Origin of the sequence: Mesorhizobium sp. M0522 (assembly GCF_040321085.1) — a bacterium.
Classification (GTDB): Bacteria; Pseudomonadota; Alphaproteobacteria; order Rhizobiales; family Rhizobiaceae; genus Mesorhizobium.
In genome coordinates this window covers 1-23,049 of the sequence record NZ_JAMYQW010000018.1, presented here as the reverse complement: position 1 = coordinate 23,049, position 23,049 = coordinate 1, and the positions used below count along the sequence as shown (strand labels likewise).

The 23,049-nt window shown below is 61.9% G+C and carries 21 protein-coding genes and 1 pseudogene; 11 read left to right on the top strand and 11 right to left on the bottom strand.

Features of this window, described 5'->3' with window-relative positions; all coding sequences use genetic code 11:
- Positions 1–13 precede the first annotated feature (13 nt).
- The 4 genes from NKI58_RS19445 to NKI58_RS19430 all read right to left on the bottom strand — a co-directional run bounded on the left by NKI58_RS19445 (position 14) and on the right by NKI58_RS19430 (position 4,178).
- Positions 14–298, bottom strand: coding sequence for an acyl carrier protein (locus NKI58_RS19445; protein ID WP_023676462.1), 285 nt, complete (start codon positions 296–298; stop codon positions 14–16).
- 213 nt (positions 299–511) lie between these two features.
- Entirely contained in the window at positions 512–1,060 is a 549-nt protein-coding gene (locus tag NKI58_RS19440) for a histidine phosphatase family protein (protein WP_352454578.1), read from the bottom strand.
- Between the two features lie 106 nt (positions 1,061–1,166).
- The gene (locus NKI58_RS19435) at positions 1,167–2,204 is read right to left on the bottom strand and encodes a tetratricopeptide repeat protein (protein ID WP_352786966.1); all 1,038 of its coding nucleotides are present in this window, start codon (positions 2,202–2,204) and stop codon (positions 1,167–1,169) included.
- 51 nt (positions 2,205–2,255) lie between these two features.
- The gene (locus tag NKI58_RS19430) at positions 2,256–4,178 is read right to left on the bottom strand and encodes a caspase family protein (protein WP_352853603.1); all 1,923 of its coding nucleotides are present in this window, start codon (positions 4,176–4,178) and stop codon (positions 2,256–2,258) included.
- 149 nt (positions 4,179–4,327) lie between these two features.
- Between NKI58_RS19430 and NKI58_RS19425 the strand changes: the two genes are divergently transcribed.
- From NKI58_RS19425 to NKI58_RS19405, 5 genes are all read left to right on the top strand, one after another.
- The gene (locus NKI58_RS19425; protein WP_352624606.1) at positions 4,328–5,278 is read left to right on the top strand and encodes an AEC family transporter; all 951 of its coding nucleotides are present in this window, start codon (positions 4,328–4,330) and stop codon (positions 5,276–5,278) included.
- 190 nt (positions 5,279–5,468) lie between these two features.
- Positions 5,469–6,926, top strand: a complete 1,458-nt coding sequence (locus NKI58_RS19420) for an NAD-dependent succinate-semialdehyde dehydrogenase (RefSeq protein ID WP_352644749.1) — start codon at positions 5,469–5,471, stop codon at positions 6,924–6,926.
- Between the two features lie 82 nt (positions 6,927–7,008).
- Complete coding sequence (locus tag NKI58_RS19415; protein ID WP_352470329.1) at positions 7,009–8,034, top strand: aldose epimerase family protein; 1,026 nt, start codon at positions 7,009–7,011, stop codon at positions 8,032–8,034.
- 449 nt (positions 8,035–8,483) lie between these two features.
- Positions 8,484–10,220 (top strand): adenylate/guanylate cyclase domain-containing protein, encoded by a 1,737-nt coding sequence (locus tag NKI58_RS19410; protein ID WP_352786964.1) that lies wholly within the window; start codon positions 8,484–8,486, stop codon positions 10,218–10,220.
- A gap of 187 nt (positions 10,221–10,407) precedes the next feature.
- Positions 10,408–10,890 carry a GNAT family N-acetyltransferase gene (locus tag NKI58_RS19405; RefSeq protein WP_352454573.1) on the top strand — a complete coding sequence of 161 codons (483 nt, stop codon included), beginning with the start codon at positions 10,408–10,410 and terminating at the stop codon, positions 10,888–10,890.
- Positions 10,891–11,383: 493 nt separating this feature from the next.
- Here the strand turns inward: NKI58_RS19405 and NKI58_RS19400 are convergent, their stop codons facing one another.
- From NKI58_RS19400 to NKI58_RS19380, 5 genes are all read right to left on the bottom strand, one after another.
- Entirely contained in the window at positions 11,384–12,304 is a 921-nt protein-coding gene (locus NKI58_RS19400; protein WP_023676454.1) for a phosphorylase family protein, read from the bottom strand.
- Positions 12,305–12,318: 14 nt separating this feature from the next.
- Positions 12,319–13,110, bottom strand: a complete 792-nt coding sequence (locus NKI58_RS19395) for an ABC transporter permease (RefSeq protein ID WP_352624600.1) — start codon at positions 13,108–13,110, stop codon at positions 12,319–12,321.
- Positions 13,103–13,990, bottom strand: coding sequence for an ABC transporter permease (locus tag NKI58_RS19390; RefSeq protein ID WP_352644745.1), 888 nt, complete (start codon positions 13,988–13,990; stop codon positions 13,103–13,105). The genes NKI58_RS19395 and NKI58_RS19390 overlap by 8 nt, the downstream gene beginning before the upstream one ends.
- On the bottom strand, positions 13,987–15,024 hold the full coding sequence (locus NKI58_RS19385) for an ABC transporter ATP-binding protein (RefSeq protein ID WP_352568997.1): 1,038 nt from the start codon (positions 15,022–15,024) through the stop codon (positions 13,987–13,989). The genes NKI58_RS19390 and NKI58_RS19385 overlap by 4 nt, the downstream gene beginning before the upstream one ends.
- A 127-nt stretch (positions 15,025–15,151) precedes the next feature.
- Positions 15,152–16,192: an ABC transporter substrate-binding protein gene (locus tag NKI58_RS19380; RefSeq protein WP_023676450.1), complete on the bottom strand. Its 1,041-nt coding sequence runs from the start codon at positions 16,190–16,192 to the stop codon at positions 15,152–15,154.
- Between the two features lie 146 nt (positions 16,193–16,338).
- Here NKI58_RS19380 and NKI58_RS19375 point away from each other — a divergent pair, with 146 nt between their 5' ends.
- Complete coding sequence (locus NKI58_RS19375) at positions 16,339–17,388, top strand: LacI family DNA-binding transcriptional regulator (RefSeq protein ID WP_352587758.1); 1,050 nt, start codon at positions 16,339–16,341, stop codon at positions 17,386–17,388.
- A 12-nt stretch (positions 17,389–17,400) separates the two neighbouring features.
- Here the strand turns inward: NKI58_RS19375 and NKI58_RS19370 are convergent, their stop codons facing one another.
- Complete coding sequence (locus tag NKI58_RS19370; RefSeq protein WP_352587761.1) at positions 17,401–17,985, bottom strand: TetR/AcrR family transcriptional regulator; 585 nt, start codon at positions 17,983–17,985, stop codon at positions 17,401–17,403.
- A 107-nt stretch (positions 17,986–18,092) separates the two neighbouring features.
- Here NKI58_RS19370 and NKI58_RS19365 point away from each other — a divergent pair, with 107 nt between their 5' ends.
- The 3 genes and pseudogenes from NKI58_RS19365 (at position 18,093) to NKI58_RS19355 (ending at position 20,134) form a co-directional block, all read left to right on the top strand.
- Positions 18,093–18,908 (top strand): oxidoreductase, encoded by an 816-nt coding sequence (locus NKI58_RS19365; RefSeq protein ID WP_352587764.1) that lies wholly within the window; start codon positions 18,093–18,095, stop codon positions 18,906–18,908.
- A gap of 17 nt (positions 18,909–18,925) precedes the next feature.
- Positions 18,926–19,042 (top strand): annotated as a pseudogene (locus tag NKI58_RS19360) (alpha/beta fold hydrolase); the annotation flags it as partial.
- A 90-nt stretch (positions 19,043–19,132) separates the two neighbouring features.
- Entirely contained in the window at positions 19,133–20,134 is a 1,002-nt protein-coding gene (locus NKI58_RS19355) for an NADP-dependent oxidoreductase (RefSeq protein ID WP_352824979.1), read from the top strand.
- Here NKI58_RS19355 and NKI58_RS19350 read toward each other — a convergent pair.
- Positions 20,127–21,056 (bottom strand): sugar kinase, encoded by a 930-nt coding sequence (locus tag NKI58_RS19350; protein ID WP_352786962.1) that lies wholly within the window; start codon positions 21,054–21,056, stop codon positions 20,127–20,129. The genes NKI58_RS19355 and NKI58_RS19350 overlap by 8 nt on opposite strands.
- A gap of 158 nt (positions 21,057–21,214) precedes the next feature.
- Between NKI58_RS19350 and NKI58_RS19345 the strand changes: the two genes are divergently transcribed.
- Together NKI58_RS19345 and NKI58_RS19340 are read left to right on the top strand one after the other, a co-directional pair.
- The gene (locus NKI58_RS19345) at positions 21,215–21,661 is read left to right on the top strand and encodes a FixH family protein (RefSeq protein ID WP_352786992.1); all 447 of its coding nucleotides are present in this window, start codon (positions 21,215–21,217) and stop codon (positions 21,659–21,661) included.
- Positions 21,662–21,668: 7 nt separating this feature from the next.
- Positions 21,669–22,868 carry a cytochrome-c peroxidase gene (locus tag NKI58_RS19340; RefSeq protein ID WP_352786961.1) on the top strand — a complete coding sequence of 400 codons (1,200 nt, stop codon included), beginning with the start codon at positions 21,669–21,671 and terminating at the stop codon, positions 22,866–22,868.
- The last annotated feature ends 181 nt before the right edge of the window (positions 22,869–23,049 follow it).

Sequence of the window (23,049 nt, the reverse complement as noted above, 5' to 3'; positions counted from 1 at the left end):
TCAGGCGCTGTGCTTAGATGGCGTTCTTGGCGGCGACGAGCGCGTCGATCTTGGCGCACAGGTTCTTCATGACGAAATAGTCGTCGGTCGAGGCCTTGCCGTCATTGACCTCCTGCGTCCACTTTTCCAACGGCACCTTGATGCCGAATTCCTTGTCGATGGCAAAGACGATGTCGAGGAAGTCGAGGCTGTCTATGCCGAGATCGTCGATGGTGTGGCTTTCGGGCGTGATCGTCTCGATGTCGATCTCGCTGGTGTCGGCGATGATCTTGGCGACTTTGTCGAACGTGGTGGACAAGGGCTTTTCCTTCGATTGCGGGCGGAATCTGTCCGCATGTGTTTTGGGCTGTCTAATCGGTTTTTCCGGGCAGGAAAAGGCCTGATACGCCGGGCGCAGATGGGATTGCTGCCCAGGCAGAGCAAGATGAGATCGGAATCCAACCACGGCTTCTCGTGGCAGTGGCATTTCGGCAACACCTATCTCGCTCGACGCGAGGAGCGACCGGCCCGGTCAGAAGGTAACGCGGCCGAGCACGCGCAATCCGTCGCCTTGCGGCTCGACGACCACGGCTTCGCCTTCGCGCGGCGAGATGCCGGTCAATTCCTTGATGTCTTCGAGATGCGTGACCATGACCAGATTGTCGGAGCCGGAATAGCCGCGGATCTCTGCCAGGATCGCAGCGATCTGAGCGGCCTTCTCCTTTTCGTCGGTCTTCAGCAGGTCAAGCGGTGCGAACGGCTCCGGTTCGCTTTCGAAAGCTATGCGCGCGGTTTCGAGGCAGCGGCAATAGCGGCTGGACAGCACGCGCTCGACCGGTGCCGCGCGGGCGCCAAACAGCGCGCCGATCTTGCGCGCCTGTTGCTTGCCGCGCTCAGAGAGATTGACCTGGGTGGCGCATTTGCCGAGGTCGAAATTGGCCGCATCGGTGGTGCCGGTGACCATGGCATGGCGAAGCAGCACCACATGCCCGCCGTCGCGCAGCAGCGCCCAGCCGGCTTCCGTCGCATGGGCTGTGGCGGAAACGGCAAGCAACAGCAGCGCCAGCACAAATCGAAGCATCAGACATCCTTTTCGGGTGACCGGCAGGCAGGTCCCCGGTGACCGGCATATAGGGACGGCAAAGCCGGCTGAAAGACAAGCCGAGTGCAACCTGCGGCCGAGACGCCTATTTCTTCGCTATCTGCTTCTTCACCAGATCGATCTTGCGGTCGGTCAGCGGGATGGGGAGTGTATAGCCAGCATCGGTAAAGCCCTGCTTGGCGTTCTCGAAGAATTCGATCGCCTTTTGGTATTCGGCATTGCCACCGCCATAGCTGCCGCGGTTCCAGTGGACGTCGCCGAGATTGTTCTGCTCGAAGGCCCATTGCATCGGCTGGCTTTCGCGGGTGAAGACCTTGAGCGTTGCCTCGAAGGCGGCTTCGGCTTCGTCCAGATATTTGCCGGTGCGTTCGAGATTGCCTAGATTGATCAGGCTCATGCCGATGCCGTTCTGCGCGTTCGCCCAGTCGACGGGCGAGGTCTCGAAGGTCAGCACCTCCAGCGCTGCCCGGCGCGCGGCGATCGAAGCGGCCAGTTTGCGGGGATCGGCCTCGCTCATGCTCAGCCATTGCAGCGCCGAGCCTAGACCGGCCTGCGCCAGTGCCCATTGCCGCGGCGTCGTCTCGCGCTTGTATTCGCGAAGTGCATCGCGATAGGCCTCGATCGCCTCCTCGTAATGCACCGGCTTGTCGGTCACGCCGCCGAGCAGTTGCAGCGTGTTGCCGAGATTGTAGTGGGTCATCGCCCAGTCGAGCGGAAACTCCTTCTTGGTGTAGACGCGCCGTGCCGCCCGGTATGCGGCCGCCGATTGCTCAAGCCTGGCAGGATCGCGCGTGCGCTGGCCGAGCGTCTGGTAGATCGAGCCGAGATTGTTCTCCGCCGAAGCCCAATCCGTCGGAAAACGTTGGCGTGTGAATATGGTCAGCGCGTCGCCATAGGCGGCAGCCGCCTCTTCGAGCAGGCCGGTGCCGAGATCGAAACGGGCAGCACTGCTCAGCGCGTTACCCAGATTGAGACGGCTGCTCGCCCAGGAGAGCGGGAAGGTGTCGCGTGTGCGGATTTCGAGCGCGGCGCGGAATGCCGCGGCTGCCTCGTCGATTTTTGCCTTGTCGTTGCGTTGCGTGCCGAGAGACACCAGCGTGTTGCCGAGATTGTTCTGGACCATCGCCCACTGAACGGGCGCCTTTTCGCGCGTGTATTCTTCAAGCGCCAGCCGCTAGGCGGCCTCGGCCTCGGTCAGGCGCTCGCCGTCCGGTTCGCGCTCCGAAAGCGCGTAAAGCGCAAGGCCAAGGTTGCTTTGCGAGGCGGCCCAGTCCAGCGGGACTTTGTCGCGGGGCCGCTTCTCCAGCGTGGCGCGCATCGCCACCACCGCCTCATTCAGGCGTTTCGGGTCGCTCTCGCGTTCGCCGATCTTCAACAGCACATTGGCCAGGTGGTTCTGGGCCGCGGCCCAGTTGATGTCGTCCTTCTCGCGCTCGAACACGGCAAGCGAATCGCGAAAGATTTTCGCTGCCTCTTCCAGCCGGTCGGTTTCGCGCTCGCGCTCGCCGATCGTCTGCAGCACCACCGCCATGTTGTTGCGGGTGATCGCCCAGTCGCGGTTCTGCTCGCCATTGGGGATGAAGTTCAGGATGACGCGGTAGGCGTCGATAGCGTGCTGCAGCGCTTGCCTGTCGCCGGTGGCGTTGCCATGCGCGTTGAGCGCTTCCGCCTCCTGGTTCTTGTAGTTCCAGCGCAGCCTGTCGTCCCATCTCTCGACCAGCGAGAAGGCCTCGCCGTAGTCGTTGGCGGCCGACAGATAGTCGAAGACCAGCGCCGAAGCGTCGGCGCGCCTGGCATAGATCGCCGCGTCGGCAAGACGCTTCTGCCTGACCAGATCCTCTGCCCGATCGACCACGCCGCTGGCCTGCTCGACCCGGCCCACCGCCTGGTCGAGGAAGTTGCGCGCGGTGACGATGGCGCCCTGGCCGATCGCTTTGTCGGCCGAGGCGACGAGGCGGCTGATCTCGGGGTCGTCGGTGCGCAGCGCGTTGCGCTCGGAGATCATCTTCTTCAGGCGCTCGGCCTGCGCATCGAGCAGCTTTTGCAGGTCGGTGGGGTCCTCCGGCATCTTTTCGGTGCCGAGCGCCTTCAGCACGCCATAAAGCGCGTCGAGCGGCACGCCGTCCTGCAGCGAGGCCAGTTCGACCTGTGCCCGCTTGGGGTTCGGCAACTCGGCGATCGTCAGCAGCAATTGCCGCCGCTCGCCGGTGATCAGGTCGTCGTCGCCGGTGGGCTCCTGCGGTGCAACGCCGAAATAGAGCAGCCGGCGCAGGCTTTCATTGACCCATGGCCGCTGCCTTGCCTTGGTGTCGAGATAGACCTCCTCGGTCACCATGCGCATGACCGAGCCGAACTCGGTGCCCTTCATTGCCGCTAGGTGGCGCAGAAGTGCCGCTGCGTAGGGGCTGTTTTCGCCGACGATGCCGTCGAGTGCCGGCCGCCCCGGCTCGGCGGCAAAGCCGATCACCGTTCCCAGATTTTCCGTCGCGGTCGCGTTTGCCAGTGCCCTGGCACCGCGCACCGGCTCCAATCCGCCGGCGCTGATCGGGGAGGCCGAGGCCGTCGGCGCCCGGCGCAGCACCGCATCCGCCGGAAACGGGTTGGTGCGGCAGGCATCGAGCAACATGATCGTTACCGGCACGGTCGTCTTCAATTCGTCCATGACGGCGGAGATCGGCACCAGGGCCTGATCGGCGTCCTTCAATGAAGAAACGTCGGCGTCTACCGGCACCAGATAGTTTTCGCCGCCGGCCTCGATGCCGTGGCCGGAATAGTAGATCAAGGCGACGTCGGCGTCCTCTGCATCCTCGGCGAAACGCTCGAGGTCGCGCTTCAGCTTTGCCGTGTCGCGGTCGGTTACACTGCGCGCGTCGAAGCCGAGGTCGGTCAGCATCTTGGCGATGTCGCGGGCGTCGTTGCCGGGGTTGGGAAGAGCCGCTATGTGCTGGTATTTCGACTGGCCGACGATCAGCGCCACACCCTTGAGGCTCGCCGGCTCCGCGGCATGAGCCGAGGTCACCACGAGGCAAAGCATGGCGCCGACGAAAGCCGTCAGCCACGCCTGCTTGAAGAAGTGCTGATTTCCGACAAGGCCCATTCGCCGCGTGTCCCCCGACAACCCTGTATAGCGCTGGCATCCAACCATGAGCAAATTCGGGCAAGATCCGAGCGGCCGGATTGTTGGCCGGTACATTCGCGAGGGAAGGGCGATTGCGCCGCCGCCGGGGCTCGCCTATCACGGGAAAAATGTCTCCGCTTACCGAAACCGTCCTCTTCGTTTTCAGTCTTGTCGGGCTCGGCTATCTTGCCGGGTTGACCGGTTATTTGAAGCCGGCGAGCGGCGAGGGCGTATCCGAATTCGCCATCAACGTGGCAATGCCGCTTTTGCTGTTCCAGACCATGGTAAAGGCCGATTTCCACGGCGTGGCGCCGTGGTCGCTATGGGGGGCTTATTTCGCGGCGGTCGCGCTTACCTGGGCTGCCGGCCATCTGGTCATTACGCGCATTTTCGGACGAGACGCCCGCGCCGGCGTCGTCGGCGGCGTATCGTCGTCCTACTCCAACGTCGTCCTGCTCGGCGCGCCCTTCATGATCGGCGTGTTCGGGCCGGCCGGGTTCGAAGTGCTGTCACTGCTCGTCTCCATTCACCTGCCGGTGATGATGATGGCCTCGATCATCCTGTTCGAGATGTTCGGCCGCGGCGGCAGCGAGCCTGTGCATCCGCTCCGCGTCGTCAGGAGCTTTCTCAGGAGGGTATTCATCAATCCGCTGATCATCGGCATACTGGCCGGGCTGGCGTGGCGCTTCACCGGTGCGCCGCTGCCGGTGCTTGCGACGCGGCTGAGCGACGCGCTGGCCGGCACGGCCGCCCCGGTGGCGCTGTTCGCCATGGGGCTCAGCCTGCGCCGTTTCGGCATTTCCGGCAATGTAAGGCCGGCGCTGGCGCTGTCGGCGCTGAAACTGTTCCTAATGCCGGCGCTGGTTCTCGGCCTGGTCTGGCTGATCGGCCTGCCGCCATTGACGGCCAAGGTGGCGGTCATGGTTGCGGCGTTGCCGTCCGGCATCAATTCCTATCTCATCGCGGTGCAGTTCAACACCGGCCAGGCGCTGGCGTCGAACCAGATGACCATCGCCACCGCCTGTGCGGTCGTGACCACTGCGTTTTGGCTGACCGTGGTCGTCCATGTTTTTGGATAAGAGCCCGGGTTTTTGGATAAGAACCCGGCTGCATCGCTCTCGCTTTGGCTGGCCCAAACCCTATATGCCATCTTGTGATTGCTTGCGGGGCTTGCCCTGGGCTAAGAGCAGTGGCTCTAGCGATGCTATCGCGCACGTCCATTCACGAAATCAGCGACCGGCCCGCCAGGTGCCGAACGGAGGCGAGATCATGCTTCAGAAAACCAGCCATTTCATGCGGCAGGCCAATCTCATCAATGGCGAATGGGTGCAGGCCGATTCAGGCCAGACGGTCGACGTCAACAATCCTGCCACCGGCCTCAAGATCGGCACCGTGCCGAAGTCGGGCAAGGCCGAGACCCGCCGCGCCATCGAGGCCGCCGACGCTGCCTTCAAGACATGGCGCAAGACCACCGCGCTCGAACGCTCGAAGCTGTTGCGCAAGCTGCACGACGCGATGATGGACAATCAGGACGTGCTGGCCGAACTACTAACCATCGAGCAGGGCAAGTCGCTGTTCGAATCGAAGGGCGAGATCGGCTCGGCCGCGTCCTACATATTGTGGTTCGCCGAAGAAGGCCGCCGCACTTATGGCGACGTCGTGCCGTCGCCCTGGGCGGACCGCCGTATCCTGGTGACCAAGGAACCGGTCGGCGTCATCGCCGCTATTACGCCATGGAATTTCCCGTCCTCGATGCTGGCCCGCAAGCTCGGTCCGGCGCTTGCCGCCGGCTGTACCGCCGTGGTTAAGCCGGCGTCGCAGACGCCTTACTCCGGCCTTGCCTGGGGCGCGCTTGCCGAGGAAGTCGGCTTCCCCAAAGGCGTGATCAATATCCTGACCGGCGCCGCCGGTGAGATCGGCGACGAGATCTGTGCCAACCCGCTGGTCAAGAAGATCACCTTCACCGGCTCGACCGAGGTCGGCAAGATCCTGATCCAGAAGTCGTCGGTGACCGTCAAGAAAGTGTCGATGGAGCTCGGTGGCAATGCGCCGTTCATCGTCTTCGACGACGCCGACATCGAGCGGGCCGTCGCTGGCGCCATCACCGCCAAGTACCGCAATTCCGGCCAGACCTGCGTCTGCACCAACCGCTTCCTGGTGCAGGCCGGCATCTATGACCAGTTCGTCGAAAAGTTGGCTGCCGCGAGCGACGGCCTGAAGGTCGGTTCCGGCCTCGAAGACGGCGTCCAGCAGGGGCCGCTGATCGACGAAAAGGCGGTGGAGAAGGTCGAGGAGCTGATTGCCGACGCTACCGCCAAGGGCGGCAAGGTCGTCGCCGGCGGCAAGCGCCACGCGCTCGGCGGCTCGTTCTTCCAGCCGACGGTGATCGCCAATGCGACGCCGAGGATGCGCTTCATGAAGGAAGAGATCTTTGGCCCGGTAGCGCCGGTGTTCAAGTTCGAGACCGAGGAAGAGGCCGTGGCACTCGCCAACGACACCGAATTCGGCCTGGCCTGCTACTTCTACACCGGCGATCTCGGCCGCGCCTTCCGGGTCATGGAAGGGCTCAAATACGGCATGGTCGGCGTCAATGAAGGGCTCATCACCACCCCTGAGGCGCCGTTCGGCGGCGTCAAGGAATCGGGCCTCGGCAAGGAAGGCGGCCATCAGGGCATCGAGGACTATCTCGACACCAAATATGTCTGCATCGGCGGACTTGGTCTCTAGAAGCCTCATGCGGTAATACCGAAAAAGACCCTGAGCCGCTTCGGAAAAGGCCAGGCTGGCGTCGAGCAACGAACTTGCGAGCATGGCGATGAAGGACGGCGAGGTTTTCGGCACGACGCAGGCGGGCGAGGAAGTCCGCCGTTTCACCATTCGTGGCGGCGGCCTTACCGCCAATATTATCGGCCTGGGTGCGATCATCCAGGATCTGCACCTGGCCGGGCACGAGGCGCCATTGGTGCTCGGCTATGATCGTTTCGAGCACTATGAGACGGATACCGCCTTCTTCGGCACTGTCGTCGGGCGCTATGCCAACCGTATCCGCGACGGCCGCTTCACGCTTGCCGGCAAACGCTACCAGACCGAGCGCAATTTCCTCGAAAAGCACACGCTGCATGGCGGTTCGCAAGGTTTTTCGCGCCGTGCCTGGGCGGTTTCGCTGCATGGCAGGGATTTTGTCACGCTGACATTGCACGACCCGGACGGCATGATGGGCTTTCCCGGCGCGCTCGACGTGACCTGCACCTACCGGCTCAAGATCCCCGGCACGCTCAGCGTCGAACTGACCGCCACCTGCGAGGAGCCGACGCTCTGCAATCTCACCCAGCATTCCTATTTCAACCTGGACGACGGCGGCGCCGGCGACATTCTCGATCACCGGTTGATGCTGAATGCCGGCGCCTATCTGCCGGTCGACGCGGATCTCATTCCGACAGGCACGGTAAAGCCGGTCGACGGCACACCTTTCGACTTTCGCCAGGCGCGGCCGCTGCGCATGGAGACCGAGGGCGAGCAACTCCCCTACGACCAGAATTTCTGCCTCGCTTCGACGCGCGGGCCGCTGAAGCAGGCGTCGTGGGCGCAAGGCGCGAATTCCGGCGTCGAGATGGAGCTCTGGACGACCGAGCCGGGCGTCCAGCTCTATACCGGCCAGTATCTGGCGCCGTCCTCGCCTGGACTGGGCGGACGCCAGTACAAGGCGTTTTCAGGCTTCTGCCTGGAACCGCAAATCTGGCCGGATGCGCCCAACCGGCCCTATTTCCCGCAAGCCACGCTGTGGCCGGGCCAGATCTATCATCACGTGACGGAATACCGGTTCAGGCTGCCTTAGGGCATGACCCCCGGAAACCGGCATGGTTTTGCTGCGCTGACCTCCGGTTCGGAAAGGATCATGCAAAATTCAAAGTGTTATAGCATCCTTTGCGCGTCCAATGACGCGCGGCGCTCTGGAGTCAAAACGCAATCACTCTGAACGACCGACTTCGAACCCTCTCGGACCTTTGACGCCGAGAGCCCTGACGACGCAAGTTGACCCTGAGCTGCCCTTCGTCAGCCCATTTCACTGCCCGATAGCCGACATTTGCGGCACTCGGCACTGGCCCCTTGCTGACCTTCTCCAAGACGAGCCCCAAGCGCAAGTCGTGACCCCAGTGGGGACAATCGACAGGCGCGATCACCCTATGTAGCTGCTTGGCGATCGAGCCTCGAAGTCAACCTGATAGACTTTTGAAATGGGCGGCATAAAGTTCGCTTTTCTGCTTTCAATGAAAGCAACGCGAAATGGCCGAAGAACGCGCCCAACGCCGCCTTGCCGCCATATTGGCTGCCGACGTGGTGGGCTACAGTCGACTTCTGGACCTGGACGAGCAAGGAACGTTGGCCGCTTTAAGGAGGAGGAGGAAGGAAATCCTCGAACCACTCGTCCGCGACCGTCATGGCCGTATTGTGAAAGTGATGGGTGATGGCGTTCTGGTCGAGTTCGGAAGCGCGGTGAACGCCGTGTCATGCGCCGTGGACCTTCAGAAGCGGATGGCGGCCGCAAACGAGGGTGTGACCGCCGACCGGAGAATCTACCTGCATATCGGCATCAATCTGGGCGATGTCGTTGTCGAGGACGGCGATCTGTTCGGCGACGGCGTTATTGTCGCAGTGCGGCTCCAGGCAATGGCCGGGGCAGGAGATGTCTGTGTGTCCGGCAGCGTCTACGACCAAGTCAAGCGGAAGCTCGATTGCGGCTTCGACGAACTTGGTCCGCAAGCGATCAAGAACGTCACCGAACCGGTGTCTGTCTACCGGATCCGGCTGTCGACCGCATCGGACGATGGCGGGCTCGCGGAGAAAGCGCCTCTGCAGCTCCCCGCCAAGCCCTCCATTGCCGTCCTCCCCTTTACGAACATGAGCAATGATCCGGAGCAGGAGGCATTTGTCGATGGCCTCACCGAAGACTTGATCACGGATCTGTCGAGGACAAGCGAGTTGTTCGTCATCGCCAGCAACTCGGCATTTGCATACAAAGGCAGGCACGTGGATGTGCGTCGCATCGCGCGAGAACTGGGAGTTCGCCATCTTCTTGAAGGTAGTGCACGGCGGGCCGCTGGACGGGTGCGTATCAACGCCCAACTGATCGACGCGATCGCGGGTGACCACCTTTGGGCCGAAAGATTCGACCGGAGCCTAGAAGATATCTTCGCCGTTCAGGACGAGGTGACCGGCAAGATTGTCGAGGCTCTGGTTGGCCGCCTGATCGCCGCGCCGGCGCGCAACAGACCGAGCAACCTGGAGGCCTATGATCTCTGTGTGCGTGCCCGGGTCCTTGGCCTGCAAACGGCGCTCACCGCGAAAGAGGCCATTTTGCTGCTAGACCGGGCAATCGCGCTCGACCCGGAATACGCGGAGGCGCACCGTTGGCTGGCACTCAACCTCTGGCTGGGCTGGGAGTTCTGGGACGAACCGATGGACCCCAACCGCGCAAGAGCGCTCGCCGAAGCACAGCTGGCGGTCGAACTCGACCCGAACGACGCCGGGAACAGATGGGTATTGGGCGTCATACTTGGACATGAGAGTCGCTGGGTGGAATCGGATGCCGAATTCGATGCTGCCCACGAGTTGGACCCCAACCACGCCGACGCTTGGGCAATGCAGGCCGAGTTGACGACGGAAAAGGGCCGACCTGCCGAAGCCATAGAGCAGGTCCGCAGGGCACTGCGACTAAATCCTCACCCGCCCGGTTGGTATTACTGGATGTTGGGCCAGGCCCAATATGCCATGGGCGACTACGAATCCGCGATCCAAACGCTGCGCAGGCCCGAAACCTATCGCACGACTTCACGACGCCTTCTTGCAGCAAGCCTTGCGCAACTTGGCCGTTTGGAGGAAGCGCGCTGGGAGGCGAAAATGTTCATGATAAGCAATCCGCACTTCACTATCCGGCACTGGTCGGATTCGCAGCCATTCCCAGCCGAAGACGTGCGCCGGCATATCGTGGAAGGTTATCGCATGGCGGGGCTGCCAGAATGACTGTCATTGGTTATACCTTCGGCCTGCTGTCGACAGGCGTCCCAAGGCTGCCGCAGCAGCGAATATTTTGGTCTTCTGACGGAACGAAATTCGCCATATCGTGCGTTTGTTTCGCCTCATGGTGTGCTTGAACATGGCCAGTGAAGACTTTCGGCACCGGATAGCGCGACGCGAGGACCTCGCCTCCATGATTGCGCTCATGGATGCAGCGATCTCCGAACTCCAGAAACCGTTTCTCGACGATGACCAGATCCGATCCAGCCGCGCAATCATGGGGCTGGACACCCAGCTTGTCGATGATGGCACCTATTTCGTCGTGGAGCACGACGGCGTCCTGGCAGGCTGCGGTGGCTGGAGCCGGCGCACGACCATGTATGGTGGTGATCAGTCACCGGGACGCAACGCGGCACTGCTTGATCCAGCCACGGACGCGGCGCGTATCAGAGCCATGTATACGCATCCGGACTTTGTCCGGCGAGGCGTCGGCCGCCTTATCCTTTCGCTGTGTGAACGTGCCGCTAAGGCTGAGGGCTTCCGCCGTGCCGATCTGGCAGCCACGATGGCAGGAGAGCCGCTCTATCGAGCCTGCGGCTACCAACCCGCCGAGAAATTCGTCGATGACCGTGGCGGCGCTCCGGTTCCGATCCTGATGATGAGCAAGACGCTCTGAGCTACGCTCAAAGGCCACTCGCTCGCGGCCGGCACTCGCTCCGGCCAGTATGGCAGGAGGAGGATGCTGGAGATTGAACCAGGCCATCTCGAACGAAACAGTACTTCGCCTGTACTTCCGCTCCATGGTCGAGTCGCGACCGACGTGGAGGTTTTCGCGAACGTCTCGAGATGGCGCACGTGGTAGGGTGGCGCGTTGAGTTTAACCGGATCAAACGACCATCCGCTTCGGGTCCGCATCAGGTCGTAGCGAGAACGACCGCAATGGTGAAGCGCCATGATTGTCAGCAAATGGCGCTCTGTGCCCATTCCCGCCGACTAATTCAAACGGCAAGTTCCGCCCATCTGGGCCACTGGCGGCAGCCAGTCTGATTGAGTTTTGACCCTAATCCTCAAACGCCGCCCTCAGCGTTTCGAACGTCGCAAACACGCCCAATGCAGCGCCCTCGGGATCCTTGGTCGGCAGCAGAGCTTCAGCTATCTGGCGGGTTATCTCAGAACCGGCTGGAGCGTTCTTTCGGCTGAGGCGACTTCAAGCCGTGACAGGAGCATTCTGGATCAGCGGGAAGTCGCGCGGCGGTCTCCAGCGCGACCCGCGAGGCTGTCATGGAGAGACTGGGCAGCACGTCCTCCTGCAGCAATTTCTGGCGATTACGATCCATATAGTCGTTGAAGCCCGCCGTCACGAACGCGCAAGGCACGAAACACGCGCCGATCTCGCGCGACAAGGTCGCCTCAGGGGCGATGGAATGGTTGAGTACATCCGCCCCCATGCCCCGATATGCCAAGGCTTCGGCAGGTGTTGTCAGCCGGGGCCCATAACAATGGGCAGCCACCAACTGCTGTTCGATGCCATAAACGCGGCATTCGGCTGGCCAATGACGGCGGGCCGTTTCGACCAGAACCGCCGCACATCTTGGACACACGATTTGCTTGCCCGAACAGTCAAAGCTCTGACGGTCAGGAAGCAGTGAAAACGGGGTCTGCGTCAGTTCAATGATATCGGCGGTCACCACCATGTCGCCCGGCTGGATCGCCTTGTTGACGGCGCCTACAGTCGAGCAGGCGAGAACTTGCCGTACACCCGCCCGCATCAATACCCAGAACGCGCGGCGATGGCAGGAATGGTCGATACGGTCGCGGGGATTGCCGTGCGAATACATGCACAGCGCGCGTTTTGCTCTCCCTTCGGCTGTGATCGACGCATCGAACTCGAGCAGCTTCCAGTTGTCGGTGCGACCGAAAGGTGTTTCAAAACTCATGTCGCGCCGCAAGGTGCGCACACCATCGAATTCGACATCTTCCGGGAAGGCAAGCCCCCAGTTTGCCGACCCGGTGATGATGGCCAACCCTACCTGAGGGATGTCCGTCGAATGATCCGTCAGATCGTCGGCTGCATGGTAATTGGTGGGCATGTTTCCAGTCTCGGTCAGGATTTTTGGCGAAGGGTCACAATCAGGACCACGGCCACGACGATGACGGTCCACAATGTCGAGATCGCCGCAATGGTCGGATCGATCTGATCGCGCAGCGACAGGAACATAAGCTTCGGCATCGTGCTATTGCGACCACTTGCGATGAAGATCGAAATCACAGACTCGTCGAGCGAAGTCAGGAACGCCATCAATGTCGCTGACAGCAAGCTGATCCGAAGTTGCGGAACGATGATTCCGCCAATGGACCTGGCCCAGTTTGCACCGAGGCTGCGCGCCGCCTGAACCTGGTTCCAGTCAAAGCGGGCGAGAGCGGGTAGCAACACAATGCAGGCGACCGGAACGGCCAGCACCACATGTCCGACCAGCACACCGAATAGCGTTCCGATCAGATGTTGTGCGGCCAACACAAAGAAGAGACCGATCGCAAGCAGGATACCTGGGGTGATCGAGGGGGTCAGCAGGACGCTCTGGATGGCCGCAGCGGTCTTTCCGCCCAGCCGATTCATTGAAATGCAGGCGAGCAGCGCGAAAGGCACCGCGATCAACGCCGTCAACGTCCCGAGGATCAAACTCGTTCTGAGCGCGGCCATCCACGTTGCCGAGCCGAAGAAGTTCTCGTACCAGCGCAACGAGTAGGCGTGCGGCGGAAACTCGAGGAGATTCGACGCCGAAAAGGAAAGCGGCACCACCACGAGCGTCGGCAGCATCAGAAATGCCATGACAAGAGCGGCAAAGCTCCAGAGCAAAATGCGGGCGAGCCTGTTTTGCGGATAGGCTTCAAGCATGGGAGGCTTCCACGGTGTTCTGGGCCACCAGACGGCGTGCCGCCAGCAACATCACACCGATCAGCGCCATAAGAACGAGGAGCAGAATGCCCAGGACGCTTGCCGACCCCCAGTCCTGAAAGGTCGATAGTGTACGCTCGATCCGGGTAGAGAGCGGATTTACCTTGCCGCCGCCAAGCACCGCCGGCGTGATGAAAAAACCTATGGCGTAGATGAGGACGATGATCGAACCCGAGAAGATGCCGCCCGCCGAAAGCGGCATAATGACTGTGCGGATGACCTGCCTGAGAGTGGCTCCCATGCTCGCAGCCGCGCGAATGAGATTTGGGTCGATATCGCGCATCGCAGCATAAACAGGCAGCAGAAAAAGTGGCAGCATGTAGTGCACCATGCCGATGAGCGTTCCCGTGAAGTTGTAGACCAGCGGCAATGGCTCCGCCGTCAGGCCTGAACCGGTCAAAGCCGCGTTGATCAGGCCGTCGCGCCGCAAGAGCACGAGCCAACCATAGGTACGCACCAGAATAGAGGTCCACAGCGGCAGCATGACGAACGCCATGAGCACGTTGGCCAGCCTTGGTCTGACGCTGGCCAGCGCCAGCGCCAGAGGAGTGCCGAGGAGAATGCAGCCCGCCAGCGTACCCAAGGACAGTTCGAGGGTCGTGACGAGCGCCGACCACGTCAGTCCGCTCGAAAGGACCTTCTCGTAGTTGCCGACGGTGTACTCACCCCCGGTGGTCAGGAAGGATTGCCGGATGATCCAAAGGATGGGCAGTATCGCCGCCAGTCCAACGATGAACAGCGCCGGGAGCGAAAGTGAAAGAAAAAACCGCCGCTCGCGCCGCGCATCCGCCGCGAGCGCCGGGTCCCGGACGACGATCACGCCATCGCTCCCGGTATCGCGTGAACCTTCGCTGCTGGTGCATATGCGGTCATCCGCTGACCGGCGGCAAGCTCGGCGCAGCCGCCGGCCAGCGCTGCCGGAATGCAGACAAGAACCTCTTGCCCGCCGTCAAGCGCCAGCGTCAAAAGCCAGTTCTCGCCGCGGAACGCTTTGGCGCGCAGTATTCCTTCGAGAGCCACTCCGTCTCCCCCGACGAGCTTCGCATCAAGATGGAAGCTTTCGGCGCGGATCATCAGAGTTTCGCGTGATGCTTCGGCGCCGTCGATTCTGCGCGCTGAGCCCGGGGCCACAATGTTGGCCTCGCCCATGAACTCCGCGACGAAGCGGGTCGATGGACGATCATAAATCCGCTGCGGCGTATCTATCTGCTGGATGCGGCCAGAATTCATCACCGCAATCCGGTCAGACATAATCAGCGCTTCGCGCTGGTCGTGGGTTACATAGATTGTGGTGATCCGTAGATGATCATGCAGACGCCGGATCTCATACTGCATGCTCTCGCGCAGGTTCTTGTCGAGCGCCGACAGCGGCTCGTCCATCAACATCACGCGCGGTTCGAAGACGATAGCCCGCGCCAATGCCACCCGTTGACGTTGGCCGCCGGATAGTGCGGCAATATTGCGCTCCGCCAGACCATCCAGCTTCACGCGGGCCAAGGTATCAAGCGCCCGCTGACGCGCCTCCGCTCTCGGTACCTTGCGCAGCACCAGCGGATACGCGACGTTCGCCATGACATTCATGTGGGGAAACAAGGCGTAATTCTGGAATACTATGCCGATGTCTCGTTTGTTGGGCGGCAGGCGGGTGATGTCTCGATCGCCCAAGAAAAGTTTACCGGAATCCGGCCGGACAAAACCGGCCAGAGCCATGAGTAACGTGGTCTTGCCCGATCCCGATGGCCCTAGCAGCGTGAGGAATTCGCCAGCCTGGATGTCGAGCGAAACATCATCCAGTGCGACGTAGGACCCATAAGCCTTGTGCACGCTTTCGATGGTGATCGCGAGCGACTTCATCATGTGCTCCAGCCTTGAAGCGCGTCGCGTTCGACTGGCTTCACGCGACGCGCTTTAGGTTCTTGTTTTCATGCATGTCGTTGTCGCGCGCTGCACATTTTTGCGCGACATGCGTTAGAGCTGAGAGTCAGCGGGCCATCATTTCATCGAAGGCTCTTTGGGCAGCCTCGCCATTCTTGACCCACCATTCTGAATTGGAAAACACCGAAGTGCCAGCATTTTCAGGCGCGGTCGCAAGGGTCTTCAGACGGTCCTCGGGAATAAGGCCACCCTCATATGCCGCAGGATTGACTGGGCCGTAGGCAATGAAATCGGTCAGCTTCGCAACCCGCGCGGGCTGCGTCATCGCTGCGATGAGCTTCATCGCGGCTTCCTTGTTCGGCGCTCCCTTCGGCACCCCAAGGCAGTCCGTGCCGATGACCGAACCCTTGAACGTGTAGTCAGCCGCGCCGCCATCTGCTTTCACGGTCTGGGCGCGTCCGTTCCAGGTAATGACCAAATCCGCTTCACCGTCTTTCAGCAACTGCGCGGACTGAGCGCCCGAGGTCCACCACACGGCGACATCTGGTTTGATCGCTTCAAGCCGCTTGATGGCGCGCTCTAGCCCTTCCGGCGTGCTGAGCACGGAATAGACGTCCGCCGGTGCCACGCCATCGGAGAGCAGCGCGATCTCGATCGAGTCTTGCGCATTGGCGCGCAACGCGCGACGGCCAGAAAATTTGGCAACATCCCAGAATTCCGCCCATGTCTTCGGCGGGTTCTCGCCATAGGTCTTGGTGTTCCACGACATGACGGTGCCATAGGAGTCAAACGGATAGCAGTAGTCGGACTTCGCACCCTCCGGGACGGATTTCGGATCGATGATCTTGTAGTCGAGTGGCTCCAGCAGCGATTGTGCGGCGGCCTGTGCACCTTCCGGTGAGCCCAGGTGAATGACGTCGGTCGTGACCGCACCCGAGGTGACCTGCATCTTCAAGGCGGCCAGGCCGTCGCTTAGGGTCTCCTCGCGGACATCATAGCCAAGCTCTTTTGCAGCAGGGCCCCACATGGCTTCCTTCATGGCGTTACCATAATCCCCACCTGCCGTCGTGATGGTGACTGTTTGCGCATGAACGGGCAGGGCAGCCGAGATTGCGAATGCTGTTAAGGAAATGCGTAGCCAGGACATAGGTTCTCCTCCCCAACTTTATCAAACATCGCTCAAAAGAGCCATTATTTTGTAATCGTAACGTTACGATTGCATCTCAATGCGCTGGAGTCAAGCTGCTTCCTACGGGAGTTTCGATTGACCGGGATGTCGAATTCGGTAACGTTATGGCGGTCAGCAAATCAGCCGGCGCTTTCGCAAATGAAGTCGGGCGAACAATGGCCAATCTAAAGCAGATCGCCGCGGAACTTTCCCTGTCGGTGACCACGGTTTCCCGCGCTCTGAAAGATGGACCGGAAGTGCAGCCCTCGACCATAGCCCGCGTCAAGGAGGCGGCTAAGCGGGTCGGCTACTTACCAAATCATCATGGTCGCGCGCTCAAAACCGGTCGAACGCAGACGCTGACGGCCGTACTCCCGATGGAAACACGAGACCATCTGTCCGATCTGTTGAAGCTTCCTTTAATCGAAGGCATGACGCTGGCGGCGCGGCAAGCCGGTTATAGTCTGTCCATCTATTCCACCACTCCCGACGACGATCCCGTTGAGAGTGTGCAGCGGCAGCTTCAGGCGCGCAGCGCAGACGGCCTGGTCATCACGCGCCTGGTGTCGGCTGATCCGCGCGTCAAGCTGCTGCTGGATAAACGCATGCCGTTCGTCGCGTTTGGAAGAACCGACATGGATATCGCGTATCCTTATGTCGATGTCGACAATGAACAGATTGCCTACGAGGCGACCCGGCGGCTCATGGATAAGGGCTGTCGACGCATTGCGCTGCAACTTCTCGTTCCGGAGGACCAGGCGAGTGCCATGCGTCTTTCCGGGTATGGAAGGGCAATGGCCGAGGCTGGTATTCCGATCGACCAATCGTTGATCGGTCATGGCATGTTCACCATGGAATCGAGCGCAGGCTGGTTCGATCGCTTGCTGGCGTCATCAGATCCGCCAACGGGCTTGGCGTGCGCCAACGAACTGGGCCTTCTGGGAGCGTTGCACGCTCTCGGCAAGCGGGGTCTTACACCAGGCCGCGACGTCCACATCGTCACCCGTGACAGCACGCGGCTGGCACGCTTCCTGCCGGCAAAGATCGGAGTTCATTCCGTGGATATGGCGGGTGTTGGACGCAAACTTATCGAAGTCCTGGAGAGCCGGATCATCAATCCGCTTGGGCCGGTGGAGACAGTCTTGGTGCAAGGTAGATTCGAGCCGGCCGAATAATCCGGGCTGCCCTCAGGGGGCCACCTCGTCTTGAACCGGCCGGATCAGCGCCTTTGCGGCAACTGCTCCCGCCGCAAGGATACGATCCGACAATTCCGTCCCTTCCACGGCGCGCGCGAGTTGAAGCGCGCCGATGAGCGTTGCAAACATGCCCAACGCAGCGCCCTCGGGATCGTTCGTCTGCGGCAGAGCTTCAGCTATCTGGCGCACCAGGGATTGAGCGCGCTCGGCATAGAGGGCTCGCGTTTCAGGCGGCTGCCGCGCGATTTCCGGCAACAACGCGGCCGAAGCACAGCCCTTTCCAGGATTGTCCCGGTGCTCGGCCGACAGATATGCCTCTATAGCCATTTCCGGGCCGCCGGCGTCCAACGCTTCCTGCACTTGATGCGACTGCGCGTCCAAGGCCGCCGCCACGCTTTCACGGACGAGCTCCGCCTTCGACTGGAAGTGCGGATAGAAGGCGCCGTTCGTCAGCCCGGCGTCGCTCATGATGGTTGCCAGCCCGGACGCCGCGATGCCGTCAGATCGAAAACGTTCGGCGGCGACCTCCATGATCCGGCTGCGTGACGCGTCTTTTCGGCCCTTTTCGTAGCGCATGGTCTTTCTTTCCTGTCCTGCTATTGCATTATGCTCATAACCTGATATTACGACCATAATTCAATTCGTGGAAATAAGCTAGACCTCTCGAACCTGGAACATCAAAAATGAATGGGAATTCTGAAAAGACCGCAATCGTGACCGGAGCCTCCTCGGGCATCGGCCGCGCCAGCGCCGAGGCCTTGGCGCGGGCGGGTTTCACTGTCTTCGGGACAAGTCGCCGCAAGACCAGTAATGGTCCGGGCGGAGTGACCATGCTGGCATGCGACGTGACCGATGATGCGGCCGTCAATGCGCTCGTTGCCAACGTGCTCGCGCAGACCGGCCGGATCGATCTCCTGGTCAACAATGCCGGTGTCGGTCTGCTAGGAGGCGCCGAGGAATCCTCGGTCGCACAGGTACAAGCCCTATTCGACGTCAATCTGTTCGGCGTCATGCGGATGACCAATGCGGTGTTGCCGTCGATGCGGCGGCGCGGCGACGGGCGCATCATCAATATCGGCTCGATTCTGGGACTGGTACCCGCGCCATACTCAGCTCATTACTCGGCGGTCAAGCACGCGCTCGAAGGCTATTCGGAATCGCTCGACCACGAGGTGCGCGCCTTCAACGTCCGCGTTTCCGTCATCGAGCCGGCATTCGTCCGCACCGTCTTCGACCAGAACGGCATCGAGCCGGATTCGCTGTTGAAGGAATACGATCGGGCTCGAGCCGGGCTCAAGGCGCTGCTGGGCGATGTGATGCCCAAGGCCGATCGGCCGGAAGTGGTGGCGGATGTGGTTGTCAAGGCAGCGACCGATGCCCGTCCGCGGCGGCGCTATACCGCTGGCAAGGCAGCGCGCCAGGTCAGCCTGCTGCGCCGCTTTGCCCCCGCGGGGATTTTCGACAAGAGCCTGCGCAAGCAGTTCCGACTGCCGGTCTGAATAACGGCGAGGCAGAGGATCTCGCCGGGCGTATCCCGGGGGCGCATCTGGTCATCTATCCGGATGCCGGGCATGGCGGGATATTTCAGAACTACGCCGATTTTGTTCCGAAGGCGCTGTCCTTCCTCGAGGCTGAGGCCTTGCCGCAGGGCGGCCATGCAGCTGAAAACGTTCGGCTTGTTTCGTCCCCGAACAGCAACAGACATTCTTAGAAAGTAACTGCCATGAAGGGATTCGTTGTCGATAAGTATAATAAAAAGGGCACCCTGCGGCTGGCCGAAATGCCGGAGCCGGAGCTCCAGGAAAGCGATGTCTTGGTCGAGGTCCATGCCGCAGGGGTGAACTTGCTCGATTCCAAGGTCAAAACCGGAGAATTCAAGCTCATCTTGCCCTACCGCCGGCCCTTCATCCTGGGCCACGACGTGGCTGGGAAGGTTATCCGCGTGGGATCGAAAGTCAGCAAGTTCAAGGCCGGCGACGAGGTCTATGCGCGGCCGCGCGATGGCCGGATTGGGACATTCGCCGAATTCATTGCCGTGAATGAGGCCGACGTAGCCTTGAAGCCCGAGAATCTCAGTATGGAAGAGGCGGCGTCGATTCCCCTGGTCGGTCTCACCGCCTGGCAGACGCTCATCGAACGGGCAAACCTGAAGAAGGGACAGAAGGTCTTCATTCAGGCTGGTTCCGGCGGCGTCGGGACATTTGCTATTCAGTTAGCCAAGCACCTCGGCGCGACCGTTGCGACAACCGCGAGCGCGGCGAGTGCCGATCTGGTCAAAAGTCTCGGCGCCGATGTCGTCGTCGACTACAGGAAAGACGACTTCGGGAAAGTTCTGTCGGGCTACGATGTCGTCTTGAACAGCCAGGACGCCAAGACACTGGAAGAATCCCTGAGCGTGCTGAAACCGGGTGGCAAGCTCATCTCCATCTCCGGTCCACCGGATCCCGAATTTGCCAGGGAAAAGGGACTGAACTTGATGCTGAGGCTGGTGCTGCGCTTCCTGAGTCGCGGAATTCGGGCCAAAGCCAGGCGCCGTGGCGTGCAGTTTTCGTTCCTTTTCATGTGGGCGCAGGGCGATCAGCTGAGCAAAATCACCGCTCTCATCGACGCCGGCGCGATCCGCCCGGTTGTGGATCGGGTCTTTCCATTCGAAGCGACCAATGACGCCCTGGCCTATGTCGAAACAGGACGCGCCAAGGGCAAGGTCGTCATCAAGGTCAGATAGCAGTTGCCTCGAACGCAGCCTTGAGCGTCTCGAACGGCGCCAGGGCGCCGCGCACCTGCACGACGGCGGCGGCGACGCGATGGGCGCGCAGCACCGCCTCTGCCGGGGAATGGCTGGCAAGGCGAGCGGCGAGATAGGCGCCGTTGAAGGAGTCGCCGGCGCCGGTGGTGTCGACCGGGGTGGCGACGTGTACCGCCGGCACCGATTGCAAGGTTCCGTTTTGCGCGATCAGCGCCGGTTCCTCGCCGTTCTTGACGACGACTTCGCCGACCAGCTTTCGCAGCCGTTCAGCTGTTTTCTGCGGTGTCGTATCACCAAACAGCATCTGCTCGTCGGGAAAGGTCGGGAGCGCGATGTCGGCGACGGCGAGCGCCTCGAGGATCGCGGCCTGCGCTTCCTCGCTTTGGCGCCATAGCCGCGGCCGGTAATTGGGGTCGAAGGCAATCAGCGAGCCGGCCGCGCGCGCCTTGGCCACGGCCATCAGCAGCACCGTGCGTGCGTCGTCGTCGAGGATTGCCAAAGTGATTCCGGAAAAATAAACAAGCGCCTGGTTTTCAAGGCTTTTCTGCAAAGCGGCTGGGTCCGAAGCCAACTGCCTTGCGGCCGCATCGGCCCGCCAATAGGTGAAAGAACGTTCGGCGCCGGTCAGCGTGATCGCATAGAGGCCGGGGCGGGCGCCCGCTATCACCGGGCTGGCGCCGATGCCGATGCCGTTCTCGGCCAGGAACTTGATCTGGTCGCGTGAGAACGGGTCGTCGCCGAAGGCCGACACATAGGTCGCCGGCCGCTCGCCGCTCAAGGCATGCAGCGCCCATAAAGTGTTGAACGTGTCGCCGGCAAAGCCCATGCGCCAGTTCGGCCCGGCCTGGCCCGAAAGCTCGAGCATGCACTCGCCGATCGAGGCGATGCCGTTTCCTGCCATGAAGTACTCCTCCATCCGTGCAATTGCGGTGCTGTAGCTTTTTGCTGCCGGCAGCGCCATGCTTGGCGACGGCGGATTCTTGCACTGGGCGCGATTTCCCACAGGGGCGTGGGACGCGATCTGCCCAGCGAAACGTTATCCGCAGAACAGGAATGGGTTTGGCATCGTTATGGCGTTATCTTCTTGGAGGCCTCGGCCTGGCTGCCTTGCTCGCCGGCGTGCTGGCAATCGTCTATCTGACGGCGCCGCGTGCGCCGCAACCAAGCTCGGATGTCGGCCGTTCCAAGACGACGGCGAACAAGCTGTTCGCGGCGACTTTCGAGCCCGAGAAAGGCGTCATCCGGCAGGGCGAACTGGAATCCTGGCTGCTCACGCTCAAAACCGTCGAGGGTGCGCCGGTGGAAGGTGCTGCGATAACGATTTCCGGCGGCATGCCGCAGCACAAGCACGGTCTGCCGACCAGCCCGCAGGCGACCGATTACCTCGGCGCGGGGCGCTATCGCATCGACGGCGTCAAATTCACGATGAGCGGGTGGTGGCAATTGCATTTTGCCATCTCCGCTGCGGCCGGTTCGGACACTATCATCTTCAACGTGGTGCTGTGAGCCATAGATGAGCCGGTTTTCCAGTCTTCTCGCGTTGGTGATGGTGGCGGTGCTCGCCGGCTGCGGCAGACCGGAGTTTTCCGACGCCGAGAAGCAGACCATCGCCTCATTGGCGCTGTCGAGGCTGCCGCCGCTGAAGCCCGACACGACGAATCGCTTTGCCGACGTGCCGGCCGCCGCGGCACTCGGCTCGACGCTGTTCTTCGACACCGGGATGAGCGGCGGCGGCACGGTATCCTGCTCGACCTGCCACAAGATCGACCGCCAATTCCAGGACGACCTGCCGCAAGCGGTCGGCGTCGGCCGCACCAACCGGCGGACCATGCCGCTGGCCGGCGTCGCGCATGATCCCTGGTTCTTCTGGGACGGGCGGCGCGACAGCCTGTGGGCGCAAGCGCTGACACCGCTCGAAAATCCGCTGGAGCAGGCCGGCAACCGCGCCGCCTTCACGCATTACATCAAGGCCCGCTTCGGCGAGCGCTACGAGCGCATCTTCGGGCCGCTGCCGGACCTTTCGGGCGTGCCGGCCAATGCCAGCCCGCTCGGCACCGATGCCGAGAGGGCGGCCTGGAACGCCATGCCGGGGGCGCAAGCCGAGGAGGTCAATCGCGTCTTTGCCAATATCGGCAAGGCGATCGCCGCCTTCGAGCGCTCGATCGCGCCGCCGCAGACACGCTTCGACCGCTTTGCCCTCGACCTGGCTGCGGGCGCCGAGCCGAAAGGCGACGCCGCCTTTTCGTCGGAGGAAATCCTCGGCCTGAAATTGTTCATCGGCAAGGCCAATTGCGTGACCTGCCACAACGGCCCGCGTTTTACCGACGGCAGCTTCCACAACACCGGCGTGCCGCCGGTCGCGGGCCTGCCGCCGGATCGCGGCCGCGTCGAGGCGGTGGCGCAGGTCGAGGCCGATCCGTTCAACTGTTTCGGCGCCTTTCGCGACGGCGATGCCAGCGCCTGCCGCGAGTTGCGCTTCATGGTCAAGACCGGGCCGGAACTCGTCCGCGCCTACAAGACGCCGTCGCTGCGCGGTGGCGCCACCCGTCCGCCCTACATGCATGCCGGGCAGTTTTCCTCGCTGGACGAGGTGGTGGCGCATTATTCGAAGGCGCCGGCAACTGTCGAGGGTGTGTCGGAGGTCCACCCGCTGCAGCTTTCGGATCGCGATCGCGCGGCGCTGGTGGCGTTTTTGAAGACGCTGGCGGAGTGAGGTTGGCGGGGTAGCGATCCTTCGCGCCCCCCTCTGTCCTGCCGGACATCTCCCCCTCTAGTGGGGAGATTGGCAGCTTCGGCGCGCCGTTCACTCCTGCGACGTTTAGAGATTGGCGAAAGCGGCAGTGACAACCGATCTCCCCCCTGGAGGGGGGAGATGGCCGGCAGGCCCTGGGGAT

Bases quoted from the DNA above. Each gene is read 5' to 3' on its own strand.
- NKI58_RS19440 (WP_352454578.1), bottom strand. From the start codon at position 1,060: ATGCTTCGATTTGTGCTGGCGCTGCTGTTGCTTGCCGTTTCCGCCACA.
- NKI58_RS19435 (WP_352786966.1), bottom strand. From the start codon at position 2,204: ATGGTCCAGAACAATCTCGGCAACACGCTGGTGTCTCTCGGCACGCAA.
- NKI58_RS19430 (WP_352853603.1), bottom strand. From the start codon at position 4,178: ATGGGCCTTGTCGGAAATCAGCACTTCTTCAAGCAGGCGTGGCTGACG.
- NKI58_RS19425 (WP_352624606.1), top strand. From the start codon at position 4,328: ATGTCTCCGCTTACCGAAACCGTCCTCTTCGTTTTCAGTCTTGTCGGG.
- NKI58_RS19420 (WP_352644749.1), top strand. From the start codon at position 5,469: ATGCTTCAGAAAACCAGCCATTTCATGCGGCAGGCCAATCTCATCAAT.
- NKI58_RS19415 (WP_352470329.1), top strand. From the start codon at position 7,009: ATGGCGATGAAGGACGGCGAGGTTTTCGGCACGACGCAGGCGGGCGAG.
- NKI58_RS19410 (WP_352786964.1), top strand. From the start codon at position 8,484: ATGGCCGAAGAACGCGCCCAACGCCGCCTTGCCGCCATATTGGCTGCC.
- NKI58_RS19405 (WP_352454573.1), top strand. From the start codon at position 10,408: ATGATTGCGCTCATGGATGCAGCGATCTCCGAACTCCAGAAACCGTTT.
- NKI58_RS19400 (WP_023676454.1), bottom strand. From the start codon at position 12,304: ATGCCCACCAATTACCATGCAGCCGACGATCTGACGGATCATTCGACG.
- NKI58_RS19395 (WP_352624600.1), bottom strand. From the start codon at position 13,110: ATGCTTGAAGCCTATCCGCAAAACAGGCTCGCCCGCATTTTGCTCTGG.
- NKI58_RS19385 (WP_352568997.1), bottom strand. From the start codon at position 15,024: ATGAAGTCGCTCGCGATCACCATCGAAAGCGTGCACAAGGCTTATGGG.
- NKI58_RS19380 (WP_023676450.1), bottom strand. From the start codon at position 16,192: ATGTCCTGGCTACGCATTTCCTTAACAGCATTCGCAATCTCGGCTGCC.
- NKI58_RS19375 (WP_352587758.1), top strand. From the start codon at position 16,339: ATGGCGGTCAGCAAATCAGCCGGCGCTTTCGCAAATGAAGTCGGGCGA.
- NKI58_RS19370 (WP_352587761.1), bottom strand. From the start codon at position 17,985: ATGCGCTACGAAAAGGGCCGAAAAGACGCGTCACGCAGCCGGATCATG.
- NKI58_RS19365 (WP_352587764.1), top strand. From the start codon at position 18,093: ATGAATGGGAATTCTGAAAAGACCGCAATCGTGACCGGAGCCTCCTCG.
- NKI58_RS19355 (WP_352824979.1), top strand. From the start codon at position 19,133: ATGAAGGGATTCGTTGTCGATAAGTATAATAAAAAGGGCACCCTGCGG.
- NKI58_RS19350 (WP_352786962.1), bottom strand. From the start codon at position 21,056: ATGGCAGGAAACGGCATCGCCTCGATCGGCGAGTGCATGCTCGAGCTT.
- NKI58_RS19340 (WP_352786961.1), top strand. From the start codon at position 21,669: ATGAGCCGGTTTTCCAGTCTTCTCGCGTTGGTGATGGTGGCGGTGCTC.